This window comes from Acidovorax sp. KPB24-03, assembly GCF_057546605.1.
In genome coordinates this window covers 1-1,965 of sequence record NZ_BAAJYR010000537.1, presented here as the reverse complement: position 1 = coordinate 1,965, position 1,965 = coordinate 1, and the positions used below count along the sequence as shown (strand labels likewise).

General features: G+C 69.8%; 2 protein-coding genes. One reads left to right on the top strand and one right to left on the bottom strand.

Features of this window, described 5'->3' with window-relative positions:
• Positions 1-290: 290 nt before the first annotated feature.
• A complete protein-coding gene (locus tag AC27KI_RS23685) occupies positions 291-1,343 on the bottom strand; it encodes a tetratricopeptide repeat protein (RefSeq protein WP_487090971.1) in 1,053 nt (350 codons plus the stop codon).
• A 194-nt stretch (positions 1,344-1,537) separates the two neighbouring features.
• Between AC27KI_RS23685 and AC27KI_RS23680 the strand changes: the two genes are divergently transcribed.
• Positions 1,538-1,774: a hypothetical protein gene (locus tag AC27KI_RS23680; protein WP_487090970.1), complete on the top strand. Its 237-nt coding sequence runs from the start codon at positions 1,538-1,540 to the stop codon at positions 1,772-1,774.
• Positions 1,775-1,965: the final 191 nt, after the last annotated feature.

Sequence of the window (1,965 nt, the reverse complement as noted above, 5' to 3'; positions counted from 1 at the left end):
ATGCGCGGCGCGTCCAGCCGGCGGGCGGGGCAGGGGGCGCTGGCGGTTTCATGGAGTGCATGGCGGGTGGCCTGGCGCGCGCAGGGTGCGGCGGGTGGCAAGGGGGGTGACGAAAGCAGGCAGGGGCATCCAGCCATTGTCACCGCGCGGAAAAAAGCGGTTGGCGCAGACCGATCGGTGCCTGCACGTGGCCAGCCCCATGGCGCGGTAGCTGGGGCCGGCAGACCGTCCCGTGGTGGGTGGCCGGTGGGGAGCGCCGCAGCGCCTGCGACCGTTCCCTCAGCGGGCCATCACAGCCCGTAGAACGTGCGATTGGCTTGCATGCGCGCGGTCTCCGATGCCGGAAAGCGCTGATCGCGCAGCAGTTGGCGCAAGGCGTCCCGGCCCTGGTCCTGCGCGCCGGGGGCGTAGAAGGAACTGACGGCCAGTTCGTCCAGCGCGCGCCAGGCGTACACCGCGCCGTCCACGAACAGGATGTCCGCCGGCCTCGGGATGCGCGCGGCCTGCTGGGCATACAGGTGCGCCAGCGCGAACTCCGACCGCAGGCGGTGGTAGCGCGCCAGCTCGCACAGCGGTTCGGCGCGCTGGGGCCGCTGTGCGTAGGCGGCGAGATAGGCGTCGCGCACCGCGCTGTCGGGCATCTGCAGGCGCTCGGTCAGCACTGCCACCTGGAACAGTGCGTACCAGGATTCCTCTTCCCAGCCGCCCATGCCGGCGCGGCGGCGGTACCACTCCAGGCTGTCCTGCAGGCGGCCCGCGTCGCGGTAGCTTTGCGCCAGATAGAACACATTGCGGGTGTTGTCCGGGTGCTCGCGCAGGTCCTGCTCCAGCACCGCGATGTCGCGCAGGTAGGTGTCGGGATCGCGCCCGCGCGCGCCGTCATGGGCCACCTCGATGACCGGCCCCGCCAGCGTCTGCCAGGGCCCGTGCGAGGGCGCGGCCAGGTACTCGTGCAGCACGCCTTCCCAGCGCCAGTCCACGCGCGTGGCCACCATGCTGTTGCGCTGGTATTCCCAGCCGTTCATATCGCACAGGAAGAGGTAGCCGTCCGCGTCGAGCGCCGGCCACCGGTACTGCGCCGGCATGCGCAGCTGCTCATCGGCGTCGATGAACAGCAGGTAGGCGGCATGCGGGCGGGCCAGTTCCAGGGCCTCGTTGCGGTTGTGCGCGAAGTTCTTCCACGGGCGCTCGTGCAGGGTGCCGGGAAGGTCGTGCAGGAAGCGGCGAACGATGTCCTGCGTACCGTCCGTGGAGCCCGTGTCCACGATGACCCAATGGTCGATGAACGGCCGCACCGAAGCGAGGCACCGGGTGATCACCGGTGCCTCGTTCTTCACGATCATGTTCAGGCAGATGCGGGGGCGGATCACTGTGGGTGCCGTGGCACCCGCAGGCACGGAAAGCCGAAGGCGTTCATATCCCGGGATGCCTCACGGAGGGGCGTTACTGGCAATACGCTTCAGCCACCACGTTGGCGACTTCGGTGCAGTTGAACTTGCAGGACCACTGCGTTGCGGACGAGCGATAGGATGATGCGATGACGTTGCGGAAGTCGGTCGAATTGCATCCGCCAGACACGACGTTGCCCGCGCTGCAGGTCGCCGTCCGGGTGTCCTCGCCAGTACCGCCGTTGCAATTGGTGGCCGTAGACTGGGATGTGGTCAACGAGCCTACGCTGCCCGTGGCCCCCGTTGCGCCAGTGGCGCCCGTCACGCCGGTCGCTCCTGTGGCGCCGGTCACACCCGTGGCACCGGTCACGCCCTGGATGCCTTGAACTCCCTGATTGCCTTGAGCGCCTTGAGGCCCCGTCGGCCCCGTCGCTCCGGTGGTTCCTGTCGGGCCGGTCACGCCCGTCGCTCCCGTGACGCCGGTCACGCCCTGGATCCCTTGGGGGCCGGTGGCGCCGGTCGTGCCCGTGGCTCCGGTCACCCCTGTCGCGCCAGTGGCGCCCGTCACGCCGGTCGC

Coding starts and splice junctions, on each gene's coding strand:
- AC27KI_RS23680 (WP_487090970.1), top strand. CDS start 1,538: ATGACGTTGCGGAAGTCGGTCGAATTGCATCCGCCAGACACGACGTTG.
- AC27KI_RS23685 (WP_487090971.1), bottom strand. CDS start 1,343: ATGATCGTGAAGAACGAGGCACCGGTGATCACCCGGTGCCTCGCTTCG.